Here is a 17,285-nt window from a genome sequence, read left to right as displayed (position 1 = left end):
CGGTCGTCTACGCGACCGGAGCGCGTTTCCAGTCGAATGCCAGCTCTTCACGGAAGGCGAAGCGCTTGATGTGCTCGGCGACGACCGTTTCCAGGCGCTCGAGCGAGCCGGCTTCATCGGTCGTCACTGCAATGTGCAGCGCAGCCGGGTCGGCATCGAGAACCGTGCGGCCGAGCGTCAGATCGATGGTGCCGTGGTTCGGGTCGAACTCGACGGGAAACTTGTGCGCCCAATGTTTGCACAGCTGCTGCAGATAGCGGCTGGCATGTTCGGTGGCGACGTCGACATGGCTGGCCGGCATGAATGAATTCTCCTTGGGAATGCGGACGCGAAAACCGAACCAGGGCCCGCCTGCGTCCGTTCAACATGGCGTGATCGGTTACCAGCTGCCGGTGTTCGGCATCGACGCCCACGGCTCGGCCTTCGGCTTGGCCGGACCTTTCTGCAACAGCTCGATCGAGATGCCGTCCGGCGATTTGACGAACGCCATGTTGCCATCGCGCGGCGGCCGGTTGATGGTAACGCCCTTGTCCATCAGCCGCTGACAGGTGGCGTAGATATCGTCGACCTCATAGGCGAGATGGCCGAAATTGCGGCCGCCCTTGTAGTCTTCCGGGTCCCAATTGTAGGTCAGCTCGACCAGCGGCGCTTTCTCGCTGATGCCGCTTTGCTCGTCTTCGGGGGCGGCGAGGAAGATCAGCGTGTAGCGGCCTTGCTCGTTTTCATGGCGGCGCACTTCCTTGAGGCCAAGCTTGCTGCAGTAGAAATCGAGCGAAGCATCGATGTCGGCGACGCGGACCATGGTGTGCAGATAGCGCATGATTTCCTCCTTATGTTGCGTTGCGGCGCAACATAGGGGCGGCCCGGCCAAAGGGCAATTGGCCACGCTTGCCGGCGCCGGCAAACGGCAAATCCGCTATTCCTGTACGGAACCGTGAAAAAAGGCACGTCAGGTCTTGCACACACCGGAAGCCGCGGTGTTAATCTGATACCAAGAATCAGTTGCGGTGTTTGTTGAAAAAAGGGGGCGTTCTTATGGGGGAAAAGGCCTCTTTCATGGGGCGGGACGGGGCCGGTAACGATGCGTTGAAGCGGGATGAGAGCGCCGATACGGCCGATCTCGTCGAAATCGCCGGCGCCATCAAATGGTTCGACGTGGCCAAGGGCTACGGTTTCATCCTTCCCGATGATGGTACTTCGGGCGACATCCTCCTCCATGTGACATGCCTTCGAAAGGACGGTTTTCAGACCGCCTTGGAAGGCGCCCGTGTCGTCTGCCTGGTCAAGCAGGGCGAGCGCGGGCTGCAGGCCTTCCGCGTGCTCTCGATGGATGTCACCACGGCGGTGCATCCGGCGGAGATGCAGGAGCAGCGCACCCATGTCGCGGTGACGCCGGAAAGCGGCCTCGAACGGGCGCTGGTCAAATGGTTCAACCGTACCAAGGGGTTCGGCTTTCTGACTCGGGGCGAGGGCACCGAGGACATTTTCGTCCACATGGAGACGCTGCGCCGCTACGGCATCACCGAACTCCGGCCGGGCCAGGTGGTGCTGGTCCGCTTCGGACGCGGCGACAAAGGCCTTATGGCTGCCGAAATTCACCCCGATATGGGTACCTTGCCGGTCTCGCATTAGTTCCGGCCGAGGATTTCATATGGCTCACAGGAACCGGGTGACGGCGGGCGCGCTCTGCGCCGGGATTTTCCTCATCGTCGCCGCAAGTGCGTTCTTCTATTTTCAGCAACCGAGTTCCGCCGACGGCAAGGCGATGATCCTTCCCGTCGACCCGGCGCCGCTGGTCGCGGTGACGAAGGCCGGCGAGCGTTCTTTTTCCGTCGAAATCGCCGACACGCCCGCCGAGCGCGAGGCCGGCCTGATGTTCCGCCGCCACATGGCCGACAATCACGGCATGCTGTTCGTGTTCGGCGCGCCGCAGGATGTGAGTTTCTGGATGAAGAACACGCCGATGCCGCTCGACCTGATCTTCGTCGGCCAGGACGGCCGGATCCGGGCGATCGAGCAAGGCGAGCCGCAGTCGGAGGCGATCATCTCGCCGGACGAACCGGTGCGCTTCGTGCTCGAGCTCAAGGCGGGCACCGCCGCCAAAAAGGGCATTAAGGACGGCGACCTGCTGCGCCATCCGGCCATCGGCACGGCGCCGGGGCCGGCCATGCCGCCGCCCGACAAGGGCGATGCGCCGAGTGTCGATTCCGACTGAGCGGGCAGGATCTTCGGCCGATGCAGTTCTTCTCCCATGACGGTTTCGACCTTGCTTTCCTTGACCGCCAGCCGGCATCGGGGCAGGGCGATCCGGTGCTGATGATCCACGGCTTTGCCTCGAGCCATTACGTCAACTGGGTGTCGCCCGGCTGGTTCAAGACGCTGAACGATGCCGGCTACCGTGCCATCGCCTTCGACAATCGCGGCCATGGCTCGTCATCGAAGAGCTATGACGAAGCCGACTACACGCCGGCAAAAATGGCGTCGGACGCGGCAGCGCTTTTGAACCATCTCGGCATCGAACGCGCTCATGTCATGGGTTATTCGATGGGCGCGCGCATATCGGCCTTCCTGGCGCTCTCCGATCCGGAGAAGGTGGCGACGCTGGTCTTCGGCGGTCTAGGCATCGGCATGGTCGACGGCGTCGGCGACTGGGATCCGATAGCCGACGCCCTTCTGGCCGACGATCCGGCAGGCACCAGCGATCCGCGCGGCCGCTCGTTCCGCGCCTTCGCCGATCAGACCCGCAGCGATCGCCGGGCGCTCGCCGCCTGCATCGCCACCTCGCGCGAATTGCTGAGCGAGGCCGACATTGCCCGCATTGCCCAGCCGACCTTGATCGCCGTCGGCACCAAGGACGACATCGGCGGCTCGCCGGATGAACTCGCCGCCCTGATGCCCAACGCCAGGGCTTTTCACATCGAAGGCCGCGACCATATGCTGGCGGTCGGCGACAAGACCTTCAAGCAGCGCGTGCTGGAGTTTTATGCCGAGCATCCGCTCTGATGGATGGCTCCCCCAAAAGCGGCCATCCGGCCTGAAGCTGGGGTTCTTAGCGGTTTTGCAACGATACGGGGGTAACTAAGCGTGACGCGTGGATCGGTTCAAACCCGCCACGCGCTGAACGAGGGGCAGAGGGTACGATGGCACAATGGGGAAGAAGCGACGCCGCTTTGCTGGGCGTCGTTGCGAAAAGCAGGTTCGGCGAATGGTCCGTTGTTCTAGGGCTGGCTGCATTGGTGGCAGGCGCGATAGCGATCACCGCGTTGATGGCAATGCCGAGCGACGCGTCCCCACTGCTCCAGAACAGTGCGACGGGCTTCTTCGCTGCGGTATTTTTCCTGGCCGGGCCTTTGGCACATCTTACCGGCGCGGTCTTCGGGCTGATGGCGCTTGGGCGCCCAAACGACAATCGTTTGCTCGGCCTGGCTGGCATCGTGGTCAACGGCGCGTCGCTGGCGGCCGGGGTGTTCATGCTGTGGGCAATGGCATCGACTTTTGGCGCATTCACCTGATTTCGGGCAAATCTTCCGGACGCAAGTGGCCGACGCGTCGGGCTACGATCCGCGCGGGCTGTGCCCCAGCGCCCTGAGCGACCGCGCCATGTTATGCCGGGCCTGGGTTTCGAAGCGCCGGCGGAACTCCTTGCTATGGAAGACATGCGGGCGGGCGAGGAAGCCATTCAGGACAGCGGCACGTCCGGCCCGCCACATCGGCTCATCGACCCACTGATATTCGCGGCGGACCGCCTGTTCATAAGCGTCGAACGCCTCGGGCGCAGCACCCAGGATCGCCAGGTCCATGTCGAGGAACAGCGCCGCGTCGCGAACCGAATGCTGGTCGCCAAGGGGCGGCAATTCGTGGCCGGCGGTGGCAGTGATCATCGCCGCGATGTGGCCGAGGCGTTGTGCATCGGCGCGACCGGCGAGCTTTTCCTCGGCAAGTGCGGCACTCCTCGCCTCATTGTCCTTGGCGCGGCTGTCGTAGATCGCGTCGTGGAACCAGATCGCTGCCTCGACTGCTTCAGGATCATGCAACAACGCCTTGTAATCATTGGCCAGCGCCAGCATCGCCTCGATGTGGCCAAGGTCGTGGTAGTGGCGATCTTCGGCCTCATAGAGCGCGGAAAGCTCGCGCTTCAGGGTCTCGTCCATCAAGGTTGCGTTTTCCATGGCTGCTTGAAATTCCGCCAACCAAATCCATTTCACGAAGCACTAAGGAAAATTGAGTTCACCCGTGCTATGATCTGGCTTATAGGTGCGGCCGGAGAATAGGCAAGCCGCCAACCGAGACATTGGATGGCCGAGACATTGGATGGCCGGAGACATCAGATGAACAGCGTTACGATTTCCCGTCCCACCAGGGTGCAGCCGGTAGATCCGATCTGGCGTTCGATCCGCGACGAAGCGATGGAAGCGGTCAACCGCGATCCGCTGCTGGCGGCGTTCCTCTATTCGACCATCCTCAATCAGGAAAACCTGGAAGAAGCGGTCATTCACCGGCTGGCCGAGCGCCTCGCCCATCAGGACATCGGCTCCGACCTCATCCGCCAGACGTTCAAGGCGATGGCGGCCGACGACAAGGACTGGTCGACGACGGTGCGCGTCGATATCCAGGCCTATTACGACCGTGATCCGGCATGCGACCGCTTCATCATGCCGGTGCTCTACTTCAAGGGTTTTCACGCCATTCAAACGCACCGGCTGGCGCATTGGCTGTGGAACCAGGGCCGCCAGGACTTCGCGCTGTATTTGCAGAGCCGGTCGTCCTCGGTGTTCCAGACCGACATCAATCCGGCTGCCCGCATCGGCAAGGGCATCTTCCTCGACCACGCCACCGGCCTCGTCGTCGGCCAGACGGCGGTGATCGAGGACGACGTGTCGATCCTGCACGGCGTGACGCTGGGCGGCACCGGCAAGGCCGGCGGCGACCGCCATCCCAAGATCCGCTACGGCGTGCTGATCGGCGCCGGCGCCAAGATCCTCGGCAACATCGAGATCGGCCATTGCTCGAAGATCGCGGCCGGCTCGGTAGTGCTGTCGCCGGTACCGCACAACAAGACGGTTGCCGGCGTGCCGGCCCGCGTCGTCGGCGAGACCGGCTGCGACCAGCCTTCGCGGCAGATGGACCAGCTGTTGCCATCGCAGACGATGGACCACGTCGTCAGCTTCGACATCTGAGTGCTCGGGCAGGGGCTTGTCGCGTCGGACCAACTATCAATGTCGGCGCCGCCCCTCATCTGCCTGCCGGCATCTTCTCCCCGTATAGTGACGGGGAGAAGGGGCTGACTGCGGCCTCGGCACTGTTTCTGTAACGCTGGAGATTGGCGAAATTTTTTGCGAAGGCGTCCTTCTCCCCGTCACTATACGGGGAGAAGTGCCCGGCAGGGCGATGAGGGGCAGCGCAAACCTGAGGCGATTGCCCGTGTTCTCTCGCCGGCTTGCCTTTACATGGCCATTGTCGACGTGCCAGAAGCGCGCTCAAACGAAGAAGCCGACGATCGGAGAAGACTGTTGAAGCCGGACGAAATCAGAAAGCTGGACGCCTATTTCAAGCGCACCTTCCAGAACCCTAAACTCGAAGTGAAGGCGCGGCCGCGCAAGGAAGATTCGGCCGAGGTCTATGTCGGCGATGAGTTCCTTGGCATCGTCTTCAAGGACGAGGACGACGGCGATTATAATTTCTCGATGGCGATCCTCGACATCGATCTGGCCTGAGTTGGGAGTTTAGCTGACCGCTACGCCTCAAGCGCTGCGGCGGTACGGAACCTTGCAGGACGCCGGCGGGACAGCGCCCTCCTCTGGCCTGCCGGCCATCTCCCCCACCTGGGGGGAGATTGGCAGCCTCGGCGCTGCACTCTTCCTGCAACATTGGAGATTGGCGAAAGCCAAGATGACGGCCGATCTCCCCCCTCGTGGGGAGATGTCCGGCAGGACAGAGAGGGCGCGAAGGATCGCTACGGAACGGCTCGTTTCGTTGCTTACCGCCCGGTCTTCAGCACACGCGCTGCTTCGGCAGAAATCGCCGCGTCGAGCCCCTGCCAGTCGCCCAGGAATTCCCGGGGGAAGCGGTAGGTAAGGCTGAGATTGTCGCCGACCAGGATGTCGCGCTCGCAGGGCGCCAGCGATTCGTCCGCGCTCGGGCCGCTCAGGCAGCGTGCGACGAACGGATCCTTGCCGGGGCGGTCGGCGACCGCCAGCACTTCGTTCAGATAGCCTGATTTTTCGCTGAAGGCGTAAAGCGTGGTGCCGCCAGGGCCGGGCGTACCCGGCTTGGCGATCAGCGCGCTGTAGATCGGCGCGAAGCGGCCGCTCATGTCGCGCGACATCATCTGCGGCTCGAACGACAGGAAGACGATGTCCTTGCTGGGTCCGGTGTGGTTGAAGTCGTTGCGGGCAGCCTCGCTGTAGCCGTCCATCTCGGGATAGCGCAGATAGAGGTCGAGTCGCGAGGCGATGCCGTCGCGCCGGGCCTGGGCAAAGCGGATGACATTGGCCGGCACGGCGATGACGTTGTTGCCGATGACGACCTTGTGGACCGTGGTGTCGTCGGTGTACCCGGCCATGGCAATCGAGCGGCCGAACCATTTGCCGCCAAGGCTGATCGCCACCGAAAGCAGCGCCAGCGTCGCGAACGCATAAAACACTCGCTTCATCAGCGTCGAATCGACGACGCTGAGTTGCGGGCCCTCTGTGGCGGCTGCCTGCTTCATCGCGACCCTCGTTTACCGTCCATCGGGTGCGCCTGAGCGGCACATCTCGGCCCGGCACGGCTCTTGCTTCGCAGCTTTTGCAGGCGACTTTGCGATTTCATGGTAAACGGAGGGTAAAGATGGGCCCGGTCGAACAAATCATATTCAGTTTTATGGCTGGGCTGACGGCTTGCGGCCTGGCCGGATCGGCGATGGAACTGATCGCCGGCCGTAGGCTTGCCTTCGTCCAGCCGTATGTATCGTCGAAGCACATGCTGCGCTCGCTCGCCGCGACGGCTTGCGCCGGGCCGCTGATGTTCGCCAACGAGGCGCTGGACGCCTGGCGCGAGCGTCGCATCTCGGTGCCGGGGCTGGTCTCCTGCGGCTGTACGGCGACCATCTGGGCGCTGGCGCTGGGCATGGTGGTGATCGCCATTGCGTCCTGGGCGGCTTCGCTTCTAGGGTCTGGCAGCTTGTCGGTGTGAGACAATCTGGAGACAGCAATGCCGATCTACGCGATTGACGGAAAAGCGCCCGCCTTCGAGGACGCCGACAGCAACTGGATCGCGCCCGATGCCACGCTGATCGGCAATATCAGGATCGGCCGCAATGCCGGCTTCTGGTTCGGCGTCGTCGTCCGCGGCGACGACGAGCCGATCGTCATCGGCGCCGACACAAACGTGCAGGAGCACACAATCATGCACACCGACGCCGGCTTTCCGCTGACCGTCGGCCAAGGCTGCACGATCGGCCATCGCGCCTTGTTGCATGGCTGCACCATCGGTGACAACAGCCTGATCGGCATGGGCGCCATCGTGCTGAACGGCGCGAAGATCGGCAACAACTCGCAGGTCGGCGCCGGCGCGCTGGTCACCGAAGGCAAGGAATTCCCCGACAATTCGCTGATCGTCGGCTCACCCGCGCGCGTCGTCAGGATGCTCGACGAGGCCGCAATCGCCAGGCTGCGCGCCTCGGCCGCGCATTATGTGGCCAACGGCAGGCGGTTTAGGGCCGGGCTGAGGAAGGCATAGCCGACCCGGAAATGGCGGAGCCGGGCCTTAAGATATCGAAGCATAACCCCTTCCAAGTCAAACCGGCTGGGCGGTCGGCCGGAACAAGATCTCGTTGATATCGACGTCGTCGGGCTCGTTGATCGCGAAGGCGACCGTTCGGGCAAACGTATCTGGCCCCACGGCGATGTTGCTCACGAAGTCCCTGGTCCCCTGCTGGATATCCTTCTCGCTGATATGCTCGAGCAACTCTGTGCTGACAGCGCCCGGCGAGATCACCGTGGTGCGGATATTGTAGGGTTTCACCTCTTTCCGCAGACCCTCGGATAGCGCACGCACCGCGAACTTGGTGGCGCAATAGACCGCCGCACCCGGGTCGACCACATGGCCGTATACGGATGAGACATTGATAATGTGCCCCGATCGCTGCTCCTTCATGTACGGAAGCGCGGCCGCGATGCCGTAAAGGACGCCCTTGATGTTGACGTCGATCATCCGGTCCCATTCGTCGACCTTGAGCCGTTCGAGCGGGGCCAACGGCATGAGGCCCGCATTGTTGAGCATCACGTCGATGCGGCCGAATTCCCGGACCGCCGTGTTCACCAGGTTCTGGACCTGGCCGGCGTCGGTGACGTCCGTAGTAACGGCCTTGGCTTTGTGCCCAGCGGCGGTCAGTTCCTGGACAAGGGCGTCGATGCGGCGTGACCGCCGTGCACCCAGGACCACGGAAGCGCCTCGTGCGGCAAGATGGCGTGCCGTCGCTTCACCGAGGCCACTGCTGGCACCGGTGATGACGACGACCTTGTTCTCGATTCCTTCGGACATGAGATTCTCCTAGACAAGAATTGAAAGAGTTCAGGTGCGGGGGCCGGCCGAGGCGGCGAGCAAGGCCGAGCCCGTGAGCAGGACGGCGGCGAGAAGGAAGGCGCTCCACCAGTCGGCCACGTCGAACAGCAGGCCTCCTGCAATAGCGCCGCCTGCGATCGCGAACTGGATCAGGGCGACCTGGAGTCCGCCCCCGGCCTCCAGGTCTTCAGGGATGAGCGTGGTCATCCAGGTGTTCCACGCCACCGGGATCGGGGTAGCGAACAGTCCCCAAAGAACCAGCAGGCCGGCCGTGGCGCGTGCAAACGGTCCAAAGGCAATCAGCAGTAGAGCGAAGACCGCGAGTGCACTCGGCAGCCCGATCAGCACGGCTGTGAGGTGCCGCCGGAGTATGAAGCCGACAATCGACAGTCCCGCCACGCCACCGAGGCCGACGCCCAATAGAGCCAGTGAGAGGGTGTTGACCTCAAGGCCCGTCACGTTTTCCAGAAACGGCCGCAGATAGATCGAGAGCGCGTTCTGCCCGATGAAAGCGAGCCCGGTCGCGCCCATGCCGATGGCGAATCTGCGATTCCGCAGCAGGCCGAACATGCTCGACACCGAGGCGATCTCTATCGGCGGCATCTTCGGGAGAACGGCCAACTGCCACACGAGCGCCGCAAGGCCGATGGGGACAGTGACGAAAAAGGTTCCCCGCCATCCGATCAGCGATCCGAGGAAGCTGCCGACGGGCGCGGCGATCACCAATGCGAAGGCAGTGCCACCCTGGAGCAAGGCAATGGCCTTGGGCAGGTCGGGTCCCGCGGCCAGGCGGGCCAGAATGGCCGTCGACAGTGACCAGAAACCGCCGATCGCGATGCCCACCAGCGCCCGCCCGGCCAGGAAGACCAGGAAGTTGGGAGCAAGCGCCACCGCCAGGCTCGATGCGGCCAGCACTGCCGTATAGACCAGAACCACCGTCCGTCGATCGACGTTTCGCAACAGCGAGTTGCCGAAGAGGCTGGTAACCACGGCGAAGAATCCGGATACCGCGATTGCCTGGCCTGCCTGACCCTCGGAGACGGCCAGATCCTGAGCGATCGGGGTGAGCAGGCTCACCGGGAGGAACTCCAGTCCGACCAGAAGGAAGGTCAGCAGCGACAGGCAGACCACCGCAGACCATGGGGTCGTCCCGCTGTCAGCAGCAGTGGCCTCGTCCAGCACGAAATCGATGGTCATAAGGCAGTCTCCTGTCCGTTCCCGAACTAAGTAGTCGGGCTGGCCAAATGCGACTAGCGGGTATAATTTTGATGTGGTTGTGAATGAGGCTCATCAATGCCACGCGACGAGTTCGCCGAAATGCGCGCGTTCCTGGAGATCACCCGGACGCGGAGCTTCACCCGAGCAGCCGCCAAGCTCGGGGTCACTCCTTCGGCCCTTAGCCACACCATCAAGTCGCTGGAGTCGCGGCTTGGCGTCCGTCTTCTGTCTCGCACCACGCGCGACGTGGCCCCGACGGCGGCCGGTCAACGCCTCAAGGAAGGCATCGAACCGCATTTCGAAGGCATCGCGGCTGAGGTCAGCGCTCTCGGCGTCCTTCGCGACAGGCCGTCCGGCAACATTCGCCTAGTGTGCACCGACGATTCGGTCGACATTGTCTTCCGCGCCCGGCTGCCAAAGTTCCTGAGCGACTTCCCCGATATCAATGTCGAGTTGGTGGTCGACAACGCCTTCACCAACATCGTCGAGCGCCAGTTCGATGCCGGCGTGCGTCTGGGCGAGTCCATTGCCCGGGATATGGTAGCCGTGCGCATCGGAGCCGACGTGACCTACACTGTGGTCGGCTCACCCCATTACTTCGCCCACCGGACACCGCCGGAGACGCCGCAGGAGCTGACCGACCATAACTGCATCAACTACCGGCTGCCGACGTCAGGATCGGTCTATGCCTGGGAATTGCGGGAAGGAGCGCGCGAGTTCAGTGCTCGGGTCGAGGGGCAACTGACGCTTAACAACATGGGGCCGGCGATCCAGGCTGCGCTTGACGGAGTGGGCTTGGCCTATCTACCGCGTGAACTCGTCCTTCCACACATTGAGAGTGGCCTTCTCCAGGAAGTCCTCACCAAATGGTGCCCGACGTTCCAAGGTTACCACCTGTACTATCCAAGCCGACGCCATCCCTCTCCGGCGTTTTCCGCCTTTGTCGACGCGTTCCGTATCAGGGGCAGGTAACAGCGTTTCGACGGCAAACGGCAGCTCGTATCCTACAAACGATCGTGAGACAGCTTGGATGACGAAGCGCAGTTGGAGGCAAAGCCGAGATAACTGTATCGAGATGTGTTCCGCCAGAAATGGTGGAGCCGGCCCGGGGACGGGGCCGGCTCCTTAAACCCGGTCGTTGGGGACGGGGAGGGTGGGGACTCGACCGGGTTTCTCCTAAAGCGCGAAGTCATGCGACGCACTTAACCTCTGTTTTATGCATGTCGTTATCCCAAAACCGCTACGCACTTTTGGGCGACATGCCTTGGCGCCCTCAGCGGACGCTGGCGACCGCGTCGGAGCGGCCGTCGTTGATCGTCACCCAGGCGCCGGAATTCCGCTCGGACTGGCGCTTCAGGTAGGTGTAGCCGGTATTGGTCCAGGACAGCACCTTGGGCTGGAGATTGTCGAGGATGAACTCGCCAAGGCTGGTGCGCACGGTCAGCACCGCATGGCCGTCGCCATTGCGCTGGCGCACCACCGTCATCAGCAGATCGCCGGCCGGCACGCCGATGCTCATCAGCTCGCGGCGCTTTTCCAGCGCATAGTCCTCGCAGTCGCCGAAGCCGCTATTGGGAAAGGACCAGACTTCCTCCTTGCCCCACATTTCCATGTCGGTGCGCGGCGCGACCCTGCTGTTGACCGAATTGTTGACCTTGACGATCGTTGCCCACAGCTTGCGGGTCAGCTCGACGGGTGCCCGGCCAGGCGTCCTCTGATTGCATTCCTGCGGAAGCTGCTGGCACATTTCGTAGTGTCCGACCGGCTGCGTGGTGCGGCCGCCGGTGTGCATGAAGGCCGGCTCCGCCGCGTTTACAGTCCCCCAACCGAAAAGCTGCATCGCTATTGCCGCCAGCAACAGCTTGCCCCTCATCCTGTTCATTATTCAGTCTCCCCGTTTGAGGAGACAATGACACGGCTGGATTTATTTGACGCAAAAGCGCGAAGTAGACATTAAGTAAAACGCCAATAGAATATGTGTAAAATTTGATGCAAGTGAGTATAGAATTGTTAGGGTGCCCTTTGGGTGCATCCGCGACAGCGGGACAGCGCCCCCCCTCTGTCCTGCCGGACATCTCCCCCACAAGCGGGGAGATTGGCAGTTCCGGCGTCCCGCTCATTCCTGCGACGCTTGAGATTGGTGAAAGCCGTTTTGAAAGCCGATCTCCCCCCTCGTGGGGGAGATGCCAAGTGGTGGCAAAGAGGGCAAGACAGAGGGGGGCGCGAAGGATCGCCAGCCTCTCTCTTCCCTATAGTGCTGACGCTTCCGCGTCAGCCGCGCGACGAGCTGAATTCGGTATCGAGCGTTTCCGGCCGCTGGATGACGGCGAACTCGATGGCGACGCCATCTTCGAAATGGCGCACTATCTGGCCGCGCATGGTGCCCAGCATCACCTGGACGCCGATGGCCGGCTTGACGTCGATCTCGATCGCCGCGCCCGACAGCGACAGGTCGATGATGCGGCACTGGTACTGGCGCCCGTCGGCAAGCTGCAGCACGCTCGTCGGATTGCGCGGCGCCACGCGTTCATGGCGGCGGTCTTCCGGCAGGTCGAGCTCGTGCTTGTTGGCAAGCCAGGTCAGTTGCGCGGCGAGCTTGTCCCTCTTGCGGTCCGATGCGATGACGGTCATCGCAAAGCCATCCTGCAAAGTGCGGGTGATGACGCCTTCGATGCGGCCGATGTGATCGATATAGGCAATGACCTTTTCGCCAGCCAGGCCGGCGCGCTCGGTGCGCAACGCGACGTTGCCGGGCGACATGTCGACCACCTGGCAGGGATGTTCGGTGCGGTCTTCCAGCATGAAACGTCCGTAAATTTTCACGCGGACGCGCTGAAAGTTACGCCTTTCAGCTTGGGACGGCGCATGGTCGACCGCCGCTGACCTCATCACTGCCATACCCCGTTCGGCATTCCGCGCATGGATGCGGGGAATTTCAGCGGAAAACTACAACAAAGCAGGTTAACAAAGGGGAAAGCCCGGCGCTGTTGCTTTAAGCTTTGGGCATCATTCCTCGCGTCCGCCGTCGAAGACGACCAGGTGACGGATGCGGCGGGCCTGGCCGAGCGCCGAAATCGTCTCGGGCGGGTCGAATTCCGATGGGGCGAGCGAGGGAACCTCGATCGCCGGACGGTTCCCCGGGAACATCGGCTCCTTGTCGGGATCGATGACGCGGATCGAATCGATCAACGCGTCGAGAACCGGGTCGGCGCCCAGCCAGAAGGGCTTTTCGACGGCGCTTATAACACCGAGGCAACGCGGGCTCTCGACACCGCCGTCGAGCGGCAGCGCGAGCAGCTCGAACCTGTTGGAACGGCCGCTGCGGCTGAAACCCTCGTAGGTGATGAGCACCACCGATTTCAGGTCGAAGACGCCATCGGTCAGCTTCGAGATCAGCCGCTGGTCCTTCTCGCGCCACAGCGAAGGGAATGAAAACCCCTTGAGTTCGCGGCCATAGACCGCGCAGAGCCTGGTGCCGGCGAGCCGGAACACCGCTTCGCCGCGCGTGTCCTTTTCCAGGATGAACGTGTCGGCCAGCAGCGACTTGATGTCGGCGGGTTCGACTTCCGAGCGCTTCGGGGCAGGGCGTCCGTCACGCAACCGGTTCCAATAATGGAACAGCGTGATCGATCCGGTCTGGTTCATGCTAATGCTGCTCCGCGCATTCTGTCTTCTGATGTCCCATCGGTGAACAGAAGGGCGCCCTCCGAAGACCTACATGCGTTGCGGAGCAGGATGCGTGCCAGCATCGTTAATACTTGTTCACGGGTCGGGGCGGTTAAGGTTAACAACTGGTTTACGTTGCGCGCCGGCCAGGCCTGTGGCACACCAAAACCACTCCAGAAGCGGTCGTTTTGCGACGATCGGCAGCACTTCAGTCAAGAGTTCAGGGGGAGCAAGGGGGCTCGACCAGCCGTTCAAGGGAAACCTTGGACGGCTTCTTTTTTTGATTCGGGGCTGCTGATTCGCCGTTTGTGATTCGGTTGGCCGTGATCTACATGCTCGCCAAGTCCAATCCAGCGACTGAGTGCAAGCCATATGAGCGACCCAGAAAGCCCACCGGAGATCGAGCAGGGTCAGGGTGGGCCTGCCGCCCGCGAACCGGAGCAGCGCCGCGAACCGGTGTTCAACCTGCCGCCCGTGGTGCTGGCGGTGATCGGCATCTGCGTCGCGGTCCATCTGATCCGGGTCTATTGGCTGACCGACGACCAGGACTTCGAACTGCTTGTCCGGGCTGCCTTTGTCCCCATCCGCTATTCGGGCCGCTTCGATCTGGATTTCTTCGCGTTTTCGAGCCCCTTTACCTATGCCTTCCTGCATGGCGGCTTTGCCCATCTTGCCATCAACATGGTGTGGCTCGCGGCCTTCGGCTCACCGTTGGCCAACCGCTTCGGCGCGCTGCGCTTCAGCCTGTTCTTCGCCGCGACCGGACTGGCGGCGGTGGCGTTGTTCTGGGCCATGCACCCGCTTGGCGAGGCGCCGCTGGTCGGCGCCTCCGGCGCGATTTCCGGCATGATGGGCGCGGCGGCACGCTACGGCTTCCGCATTGACCGATCGTCGGGCAAGGCCGCCTTCGCCGGCCAGCCTTTGCCGATGGCGGCGGTGCTGCGCTCGCGCGGCGTCGTCACCTTTCTCGCCATGTGGATGGTGATCAACCTCGCGACCGGCCTCTTCGGCCTGGCGCCTGGCATTGACGGCCAGATCGCCTGGGAAGCCCATATTGGCGGCTTTCTTGCCGGCTTTTTCGGCCTGCGGTTTTTTGATCGGCGAGAGCAGGTGCCCCGGCAGGCGGACGAGCCGGAGACCTGAGACGGCCGCACTTGAAATGCAACCGTTCGCGGCGCACCATGTTCATCCCAGGGCAAGCCGGCCAGGGCAGGAGCCGGCAGGAAATGCAGAGGAGGACGCCATGACTGTTAAGGCAATTCTCGAGGCAAAAGGCCACGACGTGGTGACGCTCGGGCCGAACGAAAAGCTCAGCGAAGCCATCCGCATGCTTTCCGAACACAGGATCGGCGCGCTGGTCATCACCAACGGCGATCACAAGATCGTCGGCATTCTTTCCGAGCGCGATGTGGTGCGGGTTCTCGCCAAAGAGGGGGCGGCGGCGCTCGACCTTGCCGTCCGCTCGGCGATGACGCCCAAGGTGAAGATCTGCAATGAGAACCACACCGTCAACGAGGTTATGGAGATCATGACCAAGGGCCGCTTCCGCCATCTGCCGGTGGAAAAGAACGGGCTGCTCGACGGCATCGTGTCGATCGGCGACGTGGTCAAGCGGCGCATCGAGGATGTCGAGCGCGAGGCCGAGGAGATCAGGGCCTATATCGCCACGGCATAGGTGACGGCGGCCGGGTTGCCGGCAGGTCGATTTTTCAAGCTGCTATCGCAGTTCGTCGCGGCAGGTGCGGGCCTGTGCCGCGTCGGCGCCTGCGGCTTTGCGCTTGTCTCTTTTGGCGGTTTGCACTAGCGAAGTTGCACATCAAAATATGCGTTCTCGCATATCCGCAATTTCAATATGCAGGCCCTTATGAGCATTATCGACACCCGCACGCCCGACGCCAAGCGCCTGGTTCCCGGCGCCACCGGCGACTGGGAGATCATCATCGGCCTCGAGGTCCACGCGCAGGTGACCTCGCAGGCAAAGCTGTTTTCCGGCGCCTCGACCATTTTCGGCGCCGCGCCCAACGCCAATGTCAGCCTGGTCGACGCGGCGATGCCCGGCATGCTGCCGGTCATCAACGAGGAATGCGTCAAGCAGGCGATCCGCACCGGGCTGGGCCTGAAGGCCGAGATCAACCACAAATCGGTCTTCGACAGGAAAAACTATTTCTATCCCGACCTGCCGCAGGGCTACCAGATCTCGCAGTTCAAGCAGCCGATCGTCGGCGAGGGGAAGGTGATCGTCTCGGTCGGCCCGGACCGGCAGGGCGAATTCGAGGACATCGAGGTCGGCATCGAGCGCCTGCACCTGGAGCAGGACGCCGGCAAGTCGATGCACGACCAGCATGCGACGATGTCCTATGTCGATCTCAACCGCTCCGGTGTGGCGCTGATGGAGATCGTTTCGAAGCCGGATATGCGCTCCGCCGATGAAGCCAAGGCCTATGTCACCAAGCTGCGCACCATCGTGCGCTATCTCGGCACGTGCGACGGCAATATGGACGAAGGCTCGCTGCGCGCCGACGTCAACGTCTCGGTACGCCGGCCCGGCGGTGAATTCGGCACGCGCTGCGAGATCAAGAACGTCAACTCCATCCGTTTCATCGGCCAGGCCATCGACTACGAGGCGCGCCGCCAGATCGCCATCCTGGAGGACGGCGGCAAGATCGACCAGGAAACGCGGCTGTTCGACCCCAACAAGGGCGAAACGCGCTCGATGCGCTCCAAGGAGGAAGCGCACGACTACCGCTATTTCCCCGATCCCGATCTTCTGCCGCTGGAATTCGACCAGGCCTATGTCGACGCGCTGGCAAAGGACCTGCCGGAACTTCCCGATGCCAAAAAGGCGCGGCTGATCGCTTCGCTCGGCCTGTCGACCTACGACGCCTCGATCCTGGTATCGGAAAAGGCGGTCGCCGATTATTTCGAGAAGGTGGCCGCTGGTCGCGATGGCAAGCTTGCCGCCAACTGGGTCATCAACGATTTGCTGGGTGCGTTGAACAGAGCCGGCAAGAGTATTGAAAATGCTCCGGTTTCACCCGATCAGCTTGGTGCTGTCATCGACCTGATCAAGGAAGGCACCATCTCCGGCAAGATCGCCAAGGATCTGTTCGAGATCGTCTGGAACGAGGGCGGCGATCCGCGTCAGCTGGTCGAAAGCCGCGGCATGAAGCAGGTCACCGATACCGGCGCCATCGAAAAGGCGGTGGACGAGGTGATCGCGGCCAACCCGGACAAGGTCGAACAGGCGCGCGCCAAGCCGACCATGGCCGGCTGGTTCGTCGGCCAGGTGATGAAGGCGACCGGCGGCAAGGCCAATCCGCAGGCGGTCAACGAGTTGGTCAAGGCCAGGCTCGGGATCGAGTAGGATGTTCGTCCGCACCGCCGGCGAGCGCGATCTGGCGGCGGTGCGCGCATTGCTGATCGAGACGTGGCATGCCACCTATGACGCCATCTACGGCGCGGCGCGGGTTACCGAAATCACCGATGAATGGCATTCGATCGCCGCGCTCAAGGCACGGCTGACGCGGCCGAACTCGGAGTTCCTGGTCGCCGACGACGGCAAAACCATCGGCGGCATGGCCTTCGCCGCCGCCACCACGGATCCCGCGATCGTCATGCTGAACCAGCTTTACGTGCATCCGGCCTGGCAGAGGCAAGGCATCGGCCAGGCGCTGCTGGACGAGATCGAGGCCAGCTTTCCGGAGGCCCGGACGCTGCGCGTCGAGGTCGAGGAAGCAAATGCTCCGGCCGTCGCCTTTTACCGCTCGCGAGGGTTTTTGCCCGCCGGCAACACGGCCGATTGCGGCGGCGCCTCGGGCTTGCCGGCGCTGGTTTTGGAGAAGGCGATCGGCTAGCTC

General features: G+C 62.9%; 22 protein-coding genes. 13 read left to right on the top strand and 9 right to left on the bottom strand.

The window, feature by feature from the left end; genetic code table 11:
• Window positions 1-7: 7 nt before the first annotated feature.
• Together NKI59_RS03595 and gloA are read right to left on the bottom strand one after the other, a co-directional pair.
• Window positions 8-301, bottom strand: coding sequence for a DUF2218 domain-containing protein (locus tag NKI59_RS03595; RefSeq protein WP_352702395.1), 294 nt, complete (start codon window positions 299-301; stop codon window positions 8-10).
• A 78-nt stretch (window positions 302-379) separates the two neighbouring features.
• Window positions 380-820, bottom strand: coding sequence for a lactoylglutathione lyase (gloA, locus tag NKI59_RS03590; RefSeq protein WP_352702393.1), 441 nt, complete (start codon window positions 818-820; stop codon window positions 380-382).
• A 215-nt stretch (window positions 821-1,035) separates the two neighbouring features.
• Here gloA and NKI59_RS03585 point away from each other — a divergent pair, with 215 nt between their 5' ends.
• From NKI59_RS03585 to NKI59_RS03570, 4 genes are all read left to right on the top strand, one after another.
• The gene (locus tag NKI59_RS03585) at window positions 1,036-1,632 is read left to right on the top strand and encodes a cold-shock protein (protein WP_502893739.1); all 597 of its coding nucleotides are present in this window, start codon (window positions 1,036-1,038) and stop codon (window positions 1,630-1,632) included.
• Window positions 1,633-1,651: 19 nt separating this feature from the next.
• Window positions 1,652-2,215 carry a DUF192 domain-containing protein gene (locus NKI59_RS03580; protein WP_352620826.1) on the top strand — a complete coding sequence of 188 codons (564 nt, stop codon included), beginning with the start codon at window positions 1,652-1,654 and terminating at the stop codon, window positions 2,213-2,215.
• 20 nt (window positions 2,216-2,235) lie between these two features.
• Window positions 2,236-3,003, top strand: coding sequence for an alpha/beta fold hydrolase (locus NKI59_RS03575; RefSeq protein WP_352702391.1), 768 nt, complete (start codon window positions 2,236-2,238; stop codon window positions 3,001-3,003).
• 167 nt (window positions 3,004-3,170) lie between these two features.
• The gene (locus tag NKI59_RS03570; RefSeq protein WP_352702390.1) at window positions 3,171-3,512 is read left to right on the top strand and encodes a hypothetical protein; all 342 of its coding nucleotides are present in this window, start codon (window positions 3,171-3,173) and stop codon (window positions 3,510-3,512) included.
• A gap of 42 nt (window positions 3,513-3,554) precedes the next feature.
• Here the strand turns inward: NKI59_RS03570 and NKI59_RS03565 are convergent, their stop codons facing one another.
• A complete protein-coding gene (locus tag NKI59_RS03565) occupies window positions 3,555-4,169 on the bottom strand; it encodes an HD domain-containing protein (protein WP_352702388.1) in 615 nt (204 codons plus the stop codon).
• A gap of 159 nt (window positions 4,170-4,328) precedes the next feature.
• Here NKI59_RS03565 and cysE point away from each other — a divergent pair, with 159 nt between their 5' ends.
• On the top strand, window positions 4,329-5,177 hold the full coding sequence (cysE, locus tag NKI59_RS03560; RefSeq protein ID WP_023717455.1) for a serine O-acetyltransferase: 849 nt from the start codon (window positions 4,329-4,331) through the stop codon (window positions 5,175-5,177).
• Window positions 5,178-5,510: 333 nt separating this feature from the next.
• Entirely contained in the window at window positions 5,511-5,714 is a 204-nt protein-coding gene (locus NKI59_RS03555) for a DUF3126 family protein (protein WP_023674799.1), read from the top strand.
• A 263-nt stretch (window positions 5,715-5,977) separates the two neighbouring features.
• On the opposite strand, the gene NKI59_RS03550 is transcribed toward NKI59_RS03555, so the two are convergent.
• Window positions 5,978-6,709 (bottom strand): hypothetical protein, encoded by a 732-nt coding sequence (locus NKI59_RS03550; RefSeq protein WP_352683369.1) that lies wholly within the window; start codon window positions 6,707-6,709, stop codon window positions 5,978-5,980.
• Window positions 6,710-6,828: 119 nt separating this feature from the next.
• Between NKI59_RS03550 and NKI59_RS03545 the strand changes: the two genes are divergently transcribed.
• Window positions 6,829-7,173, top strand: coding sequence for a DUF6949 family protein (locus tag NKI59_RS03545; protein WP_352683367.1), 345 nt, complete (start codon window positions 6,829-6,831; stop codon window positions 7,171-7,173).
• An 18-nt stretch (window positions 7,174-7,191) separates the two neighbouring features.
• A complete protein-coding gene (locus tag NKI59_RS03540; RefSeq protein WP_352683365.1) occupies window positions 7,192-7,719 on the top strand; it encodes a gamma carbonic anhydrase family protein in 528 nt (175 codons plus the stop codon).
• Between the two features lie 57 nt (window positions 7,720-7,776).
• Here the strand turns inward: NKI59_RS03540 and NKI59_RS03535 are convergent, their stop codons facing one another.
• Window positions 7,777-8,523 carry an SDR family oxidoreductase gene (locus tag NKI59_RS03535; protein WP_352683362.1) on the bottom strand — a complete coding sequence of 249 codons (747 nt, stop codon included), beginning with the start codon at window positions 8,521-8,523 and terminating at the stop codon, window positions 7,777-7,779.
• Window positions 8,524-8,553: 30 nt separating this feature from the next.
• On the bottom strand, window positions 8,554-9,741 hold the full coding sequence (locus NKI59_RS03530; protein ID WP_352702385.1) for an MFS transporter: 1,188 nt from the start codon (window positions 9,739-9,741) through the stop codon (window positions 8,554-8,556).
• Window positions 9,742-9,837: 96 nt separating this feature from the next.
• Here NKI59_RS03530 and NKI59_RS03525 point away from each other — a divergent pair, with 96 nt between their 5' ends.
• Window positions 9,838-10,734 (top strand): LysR family transcriptional regulator, encoded by an 897-nt coding sequence (locus NKI59_RS03525; RefSeq protein ID WP_352702383.1) that lies wholly within the window; start codon window positions 9,838-9,840, stop codon window positions 10,732-10,734.
• 301 nt (window positions 10,735-11,035) lie between these two features.
• Here NKI59_RS03525 and NKI59_RS03520 read toward each other — a convergent pair whose 3' ends face one another.
• The 3 genes from NKI59_RS03520 to NKI59_RS03510 form a co-directional block, all read right to left on the bottom strand.
• Window positions 11,036-11,635 (bottom strand): transglutaminase-like cysteine peptidase, encoded by a 600-nt coding sequence (locus NKI59_RS03520; protein WP_352702719.1) that lies wholly within the window; start codon window positions 11,633-11,635, stop codon window positions 11,036-11,038.
• A 398-nt stretch (window positions 11,636-12,033) separates the two neighbouring features.
• The gene (locus NKI59_RS03515; RefSeq protein WP_352702380.1) at window positions 12,034-12,651 is read right to left on the bottom strand and encodes a PilZ domain-containing protein; all 618 of its coding nucleotides are present in this window, start codon (window positions 12,649-12,651) and stop codon (window positions 12,034-12,036) included.
• 117 nt (window positions 12,652-12,768) lie between these two features.
• On the bottom strand, window positions 12,769-13,407 hold the full coding sequence (locus tag NKI59_RS03510) for a PAS domain-containing protein (protein WP_352702378.1): 639 nt from the start codon (window positions 13,405-13,407) through the stop codon (window positions 12,769-12,771).
• A gap of 393 nt (window positions 13,408-13,800) precedes the next feature.
• Here NKI59_RS03510 and NKI59_RS03505 point away from each other — a divergent pair, with 393 nt between their 5' ends.
• From NKI59_RS03505 to NKI59_RS03490, 4 genes are all read left to right on the top strand, one after another.
• On the top strand, window positions 13,801-14,571 hold the full coding sequence (locus NKI59_RS03505) for a rhomboid family intramembrane serine protease (protein WP_352541382.1): 771 nt from the start codon (window positions 13,801-13,803) through the stop codon (window positions 14,569-14,571).
• Window positions 14,572-14,671: 100 nt separating this feature from the next.
• The gene (locus tag NKI59_RS03500) at window positions 14,672-15,103 is read left to right on the top strand and encodes a CBS domain-containing protein (RefSeq protein ID WP_023674810.1); all 432 of its coding nucleotides are present in this window, start codon (window positions 14,672-14,674) and stop codon (window positions 15,101-15,103) included.
• A gap of 189 nt (window positions 15,104-15,292) precedes the next feature.
• Complete coding sequence (gene gatB / locus NKI59_RS03495) at window positions 15,293-16,792, top strand: Asp-tRNA(Asn)/Glu-tRNA(Gln) amidotransferase subunit GatB (RefSeq protein ID WP_352702376.1); 1,500 nt, start codon at window positions 15,293-15,295, stop codon at window positions 16,790-16,792.
• A gap of 1 nt (window position 16,793) precedes the next feature.
• Window positions 16,794-17,282 (top strand): GNAT family N-acetyltransferase, encoded by a 489-nt coding sequence (locus NKI59_RS03490; RefSeq protein WP_352702373.1) that lies wholly within the window; start codon window positions 16,794-16,796, stop codon window positions 17,280-17,282.
• Window positions 17,283-17,285: the final 3 nt, after the last annotated feature.

This window comes from Mesorhizobium sp. M0598, from assembly GCF_040320865.1.
Classification (GTDB): Bacteria; Pseudomonadota; Alphaproteobacteria; order Rhizobiales; family Rhizobiaceae; genus Mesorhizobium.
The sequence above is the reverse complement of the archived record's forward strand: the minus strand, read 5'-3'. Positions and strand labels throughout refer to the sequence as shown.

What these genes read in the sequence shown, in the direction of transcription:
- NKI59_RS03595 (WP_352702395.1), bottom strand. Translation starts at nt 301, where the DNA reads ATGCCGGCCAGCCATGTCGACGTCGCCACCGAACATGCCAGCCGCTAT.
- gloA (WP_352702393.1), bottom strand. Translation starts at nt 820, where the DNA reads ATGCGCTATCTGCACACCATGGTCCGCGTCGCCGACATCGATGCTTCG.
- NKI59_RS03585 (WP_502893739.1), top strand. Translation starts at nt 1,036, where the DNA reads ATGGGGGAAAAGGCCTCTTTCATGGGGCGGGACGGGGCCGGTAACGAT.
- NKI59_RS03580 (WP_352620826.1), top strand. Translation starts at nt 1,652, where the DNA reads ATGGCTCACAGGAACCGGGTGACGGCGGGCGCGCTCTGCGCCGGGATT.
- NKI59_RS03575 (WP_352702391.1), top strand. Translation starts at nt 2,236, where the DNA reads ATGCAGTTCTTCTCCCATGACGGTTTCGACCTTGCTTTCCTTGACCGC.
- NKI59_RS03565 (WP_352702388.1), bottom strand. Translation starts at nt 4,169, where the DNA reads ATGGAAAACGCAACCTTGATGGACGAGACCCTGAAGCGCGAGCTTTCC.
- cysE (WP_023717455.1), top strand. Translation starts at nt 4,329, where the DNA reads ATGAACAGCGTTACGATTTCCCGTCCCACCAGGGTGCAGCCGGTAGAT.
- NKI59_RS03550 (WP_352683369.1), bottom strand. Translation starts at nt 6,709, where the DNA reads ATGAAGCAGGCAGCCGCCACAGAGGGCCCGCAACTCAGCGTCGTCGAT.
- NKI59_RS03545 (WP_352683367.1), top strand. Translation starts at nt 6,829, where the DNA reads ATGGGCCCGGTCGAACAAATCATATTCAGTTTTATGGCTGGGCTGACG.
- NKI59_RS03540 (WP_352683365.1), top strand. Translation starts at nt 7,192, where the DNA reads ATGCCGATCTACGCGATTGACGGAAAAGCGCCCGCCTTCGAGGACGCC.
- NKI59_RS03535 (WP_352683362.1), bottom strand. Translation starts at nt 8,523, where the DNA reads ATGTCCGAAGGAATCGAGAACAAGGTCGTCGTCATCACCGGTGCCAGC.
- NKI59_RS03530 (WP_352702385.1), bottom strand. Translation starts at nt 9,741, where the DNA reads ATGACCATCGATTTCGTGCTGGACGAGGCCACTGCTGCTGACAGCGGG.
- NKI59_RS03525 (WP_352702383.1), top strand. Translation starts at nt 9,838, where the DNA reads ATGCCACGCGACGAGTTCGCCGAAATGCGCGCGTTCCTGGAGATCACC.
- NKI59_RS03520 (WP_352702719.1), bottom strand. Translation starts at nt 11,635, where the DNA reads ATGAGGGGCAAGCTGTTGCTGGCGGCAATAGCGATGCAGCTTTTCGGT.
- NKI59_RS03515 (WP_352702380.1), bottom strand. Translation starts at nt 12,651, where the DNA reads ATGAGGTCAGCGGCGGTCGACCATGCGCCGTCCCAAGCTGAAAGGCGT.
- NKI59_RS03510 (WP_352702378.1), bottom strand. Translation starts at nt 13,407, where the DNA reads ATGAACCAGACCGGATCGATCACGCTGTTCCATTATTGGAACCGGTTG.
- NKI59_RS03505 (WP_352541382.1), top strand. Translation starts at nt 13,801, where the DNA reads ATGAGCGACCCAGAAAGCCCACCGGAGATCGAGCAGGGTCAGGGTGGG.
- NKI59_RS03500 (WP_023674810.1), top strand. Translation starts at nt 14,672, where the DNA reads ATGACTGTTAAGGCAATTCTCGAGGCAAAAGGCCACGACGTGGTGACG.
- gatB (WP_352702376.1), top strand. Translation starts at nt 15,293, where the DNA reads ATGAGCATTATCGACACCCGCACGCCCGACGCCAAGCGCCTGGTTCCC.
- NKI59_RS03490 (WP_352702373.1), top strand. Translation starts at nt 16,794, where the DNA reads ATGTTCGTCCGCACCGCCGGCGAGCGCGATCTGGCGGCGGTGCGCGCA.